This is a genomic window from Peribacillus sp., assembly GCF_059453735.1.
On sequence record NZ_JAZVJO010000428.1, the window covers coordinates 1 to 3,959 of the forward strand.

The window sequence follows — 3,959 nt, forward strand, 5'->3', positions numbered from 1 at the left end:
GACCGCTTGGCCTCCGACTTTTGACCACCGCTTAGCGTGGCAATCGGTGTAGCTGGATCAAACGTAGAGAATTGCAGCCCATGAAGAACGGACCGGATATCTGCTTCATATTGGTACCCGCCCTGTTCAGCAAACTTGACTTGCAAGGCATCATATTCAGAAAGAATCTTTTTATAGAGTGTTTCATTTTCATAGGTCTCCGGCTTGGCCATCGTGACCTCTAGGTGCCGCAGCTGCTTTTCTTTATCAATCAGCTCAGTAAAAACAGTCAGCATTTCATCCCATATGGATAATTCAGACTCTAAACCGGTATCCTGAGCCATATAGCCAATTGTCGTACCTTTAGGTTTAATGATCTCGCCGCCATCATGAGAAAGATGACCAGCAATAATTTTTAATAGTGTGGATTTCCCTGCACCATTTCTGCCGACAAGAGCCACTCGATCTCTATTTTGAACTTCGAGCTTCATATTTGATAAAATAAGCTCTGCCCCATAATATTTCGATAATTGGTTAACTTGTAATAGAATCATGTTTTTCACCTCTAAATTGCGTTATAGATAGTGTACCTTATTCAGGCAATATCCGCGAGGGTGAGTATCAATATGATTATGTGAAGGATGAAACAAAGTCATTACAAATGGTGAATTTTAGTGTATGATTTAGGAGAGGTGTTTTGAATGAAAGAGTTAACTCATTTTAATGAAGAAGGCAGGGCAAAAATGGTTGATATCAGCCAAAAGCCTGAAACTGTTCGTACAGCTGTTGCTCAGTCGAGCATATTGCTGAATGAAGAAATATACGAAAAAATAACCAATAATAAAATGAAAAAGGGAGACGTACTTGCTGTTGCCCAGGTAGCGGGAATCATGGCTTGTAAGAATACGTCCAACATTATTCCTATGTGTCATCCCATTTCATTACAAGGTGTGAATATCTCTTTTAATTGGTTAAAAGAGGACGATAATCATCGTCTGCAGATTGAAGCAACGGCCAAGACAAAGGGAAGCACAGGTGTGGAAATGGAAGCGTTAACAGCTGTTTCAGCAGCTGCACTGACTGTTTATGATATGTGTAAGGCTGTGGATAAGGGTATGATCATAGGACCAACGTTTTTAGTTGAAAAAACCGGTGGTGTTTCTAGTCCCGACTATCAGAGGCAGATTAATCAAACCGAAGAATAGGATTCGGAAACATTTGTGAAAGCGGGGAAAATATATGAGCCCAGAACATTTGAAGATACCGCAGGCAACCGCCAAGAGATTACCCTTATACTATCGTTTTCTAAAAAACCTACATTCGTCAGGCAAGCAGCGTGTTTCTTCAGCTGAACTAAGCGAAGCTGTTAAGGTAGATTCTGCAACGATACGCCGGGATTTTTCTTATTTTGGTGCACTTGGTAAAAAAGGCTATGGATATAACGTTAATTATCTATTATCATTTTTCCGGAAAACACTGGATCAAGATGAGTTGACTAAAGTAGCCTTAATAGGTGTAGGGAACTTGGGTACAGCTTTTTTGAATTATAATTTCTTAAAGAATAATAACACGATTATTGAGTTAGCCTTTGATGTTGACGAAAGTAAGGTGGGCACGAGAATCTGTGACGTTCCGGTGTACCATATGGACGAGTTAGAAGAACAGTTAAATCAACGAGATATATCTGTCGCGATATTAACTGTGCCATCACATGTGGCGCAAACCATTACGGATTACCTCGTTAAATCAAATGTTAAAGGGATTTTAAATTTTACTCCGGCACGCCTTACTGTACCGGCTGCCATAAGAGTTCACCACATTGATTTATCTATTGAACTGCAATCATTAATTTATTTCTTAAAGCATTACCCATCATCAAATATTCAGGCCATCACCGATTAAATACAAAAACGCTGCCAGATTATAAGCAGCGTTTTTTGTTATTTCTTATTCTTTTTCTGGATAGATTTAATTTTTAAGTGCAGGAGCAGCATTCGAATGCCTGATCCTAAATCAAGTGTGGCCAGCAATACAAGAAAATAGGCGAAGAAGCCCCATCCGGATCTAGAAACTGTTTGGATGGACATAAAGATAAATAACGCGCCTAAAGCCATATAAATAATGGCTAAAGTTAAAGGTGAAATTCGTTTCATAAAAACCCTCCGATGAAGTTTTGCACGTTCTCTGCGTCCTTCTGCAATTTTTCAATATCATCTTTGTAAACAATTTGAGTAATGACCACTAAGGAGTTCATGGACACGTGCGCAAAGATGGGGACTAAGATACGATTGGTTTTTACATATAAAAAGGCAAAAACAAATCCCATCGCAGTGTAGAGCAATAAATGAATAAATTCGCCGTGAGCGGCTCCAAATATTAATGAACTAATCAGAGCAGATAAGAAAAAGTTAAGTCGTTTGTGCAGGGATCCAAAAATAATTTTACGAAAAACAATTTCCTCAAGAATCGGTCCAATAACAGAACTAACAAATAGGACGATAGGAACATTGAGAATTAAATTAATAATCGTCTGCGTATTCTCAGAACCTGCCTCAATGCCGATGGCTGTTTCAATCATTCCTGCTATGGATTGAGAAAATAACGCAAGAAAGATTCCGGCGAATCCCCAAAAAATAGAGGTAGGAACAGACGCTTGATGTTTTCGTAAATCACCATTATTTTTCATTTCTTTTCGTATTAAGAATAATGTTGCTATCAATCCAATAAGGAAGCTGATAACAATCCAATACGCGCCAGAAAGCTGTTGAAGCTCGGCATTTTTTTCGGCTCCTCCCCAGATCCCAAACATCATTAAAAGAGGAACACCAACGATACTCGATAACTGCATAGCAATATAAACAATAATAATGTACCAATATTCTCTCTTCAAACTCATAACTCCTTCGATGTTGCGGTAAAGGCAGCCTGCCGTAAACCCAACAAAATGAATCGCACTAGTGAGAGCCTAAGCTACCTTATAAAAGAGTATCAAAATAAACGACCAAACTCCACATAAAGGTTTCCAAACTGCAAAGGATTTAAAGATGGTGTAAGGTGTTTTCTTATTATAGTATTCCCAAGCACCTCAAGAAATTAATAGAAAAAAAAGAGATAAGATACTTGCAAATATGTCCCAATTTATTTAATATAGTAATTGTGTTAGCACTCACAGTAGATGAGTGCTAATAATTAAACACTAACCAGTAGAATTTGAGGAGGTCGTTTCACTTGTTAAAACCATTAGGTGATCGCGTAATTATTGAGCTAGTTGAATCAGAAGAAAAAACTGCCAGCGGTATCGTTTTACCGGATACTGCAAAAGAAAAGCCGCAAGAAGGAAAAATTGTAGCTGTAGGAACAGGCCGTGTTCTTGAAAATGGCGAGCGTGTTGCTTTAGAGGTTGCCCAAGGCGATCGGATTATCTTCTCTAAATATGCAGGTACAGAAGTGAAATATGACGGGTCAGACTACTTAATCCTAAGAGAAAGCGACATCTTAGCTGTTATTGGCTAATTGTCCTAAACATACTTAATAAACGAAAACTAATACAAAAATACTTTGGGAGGTTTTTATATATGGCTAAAGACATTAAATTCAGTGAAGACGCACGACGTTCCATGCTTCGCGGTGTAGATGCACTCGCTAATGCAGTAAAAGTGACACTTGGACCAAAAGGACGTAACGTTGTTCTTGAAAAGAAATTCGGTTCACCGCTTATTACTAATGATGGTGTGACAATCGCTAAAGAAATTGAATTAGAAGATGCATTCGAAAACATGGGTGCTAAGTTGGTTGCTGAAGTTGCAAGCAAAACGAATGACATTGCTGGTGATGGTACAACAACTGCTACTGTTCTTGCACAAGCTATGATCCGTGAAGGCCTGAAAAACGTAACGGCTGGCGCGAATCCTATGGGCATTCGTAAAGGGATTGAAAAAGCTGTGAAAGTGGCTATTACTGAGTTACAAGCCATCTCTAAA

7 protein-coding genes are annotated in these 3,959 nt (G+C 38.8%); 4 read left to right on the top strand and 3 right to left on the bottom strand.

Features of this window, described 5'->3' with window-relative positions:
• Window positions 1–533, bottom strand: a 533-nt coding sequence (locus tag AC52RT_RS14065; protein WP_495541322.1) for an ATP-binding cassette domain-containing protein, incomplete at its 3' end; no start/stop codon positions are given.
• A 147-nt stretch (window positions 534–680) separates the two neighbouring features.
• On the opposite strand from AC52RT_RS14065, the gene moaC reads away from it, so the two are divergent.
• Together moaC and AC52RT_RS14075 are read left to right on the top strand one after the other, a co-directional pair.
• A complete protein-coding gene (gene moaC / locus AC52RT_RS14070) occupies window positions 681–1,184 on the top strand; it encodes a cyclic pyranopterin monophosphate synthase MoaC (RefSeq protein ID WP_340847911.1) in 504 nt (167 codons plus the stop codon).
• Between the two features lie 34 nt (window positions 1,185–1,218).
• The gene (locus tag AC52RT_RS14075; protein WP_495541323.1) at window positions 1,219–1,881 is read left to right on the top strand and encodes a redox-sensing transcriptional repressor Rex; all 663 of its coding nucleotides are present in this window, start codon (window positions 1,219–1,221) and stop codon (window positions 1,879–1,881) included.
• A 38-nt stretch (window positions 1,882–1,919) separates the two neighbouring features.
• On the opposite strand, the gene AC52RT_RS14080 is transcribed toward AC52RT_RS14075, so the two are convergent.
• Both AC52RT_RS14080 and AC52RT_RS14085 read right to left on the bottom strand, forming a co-directional pair.
• Window positions 1,920–2,132: a YdiK family protein gene (locus tag AC52RT_RS14080; RefSeq protein ID WP_340847913.1), complete on the bottom strand. Its 213-nt coding sequence runs from the start codon at window positions 2,130–2,132 to the stop codon at window positions 1,920–1,922.
• Window positions 2,129–2,869, bottom strand: coding sequence for a CPBP family intramembrane glutamic endopeptidase (locus AC52RT_RS14085; protein ID WP_495541324.1), 741 nt, complete (start codon window positions 2,867–2,869; stop codon window positions 2,129–2,131). Before AC52RT_RS14085 ends, AC52RT_RS14080 begins: the two co-directional genes overlap by 4 nt.
• Before the next feature lie 338 nt (window positions 2,870–3,207).
• Between AC52RT_RS14085 and groES the strand changes: the two genes are divergently transcribed.
• Entirely contained in the window at window positions 3,208–3,492 is a 285-nt protein-coding gene (groES, locus tag AC52RT_RS14090) for a co-chaperone GroES (RefSeq protein WP_040376616.1), read from the top strand.
• Window positions 3,493–3,554: 62 nt separating this feature from the next.
• Window positions 3,555–3,959 (top strand): TCP-1/cpn60 chaperonin family protein (locus AC52RT_RS14095; protein WP_495541325.1); only part of this gene is annotated, 405 nt, incomplete at its 3' end.

Excerpts from the sequence above, each read along its gene's own strand:
- moaC (WP_340847911.1), top strand. The coding sequence starts at position 681 with ATGAAAGAGTTAACTCATTTTAATGAAGAAGGCAGGGCAAAAATGGTT.
- AC52RT_RS14075 (WP_495541323.1), top strand. The coding sequence starts at position 1,219 with ATGAGCCCAGAACATTTGAAGATACCGCAGGCAACCGCCAAGAGATTA.
- AC52RT_RS14080 (WP_340847913.1), bottom strand. The coding sequence starts at position 2,132 with ATGAAACGAATTTCACCTTTAACTTTAGCCATTATTTATATGGCTTTA.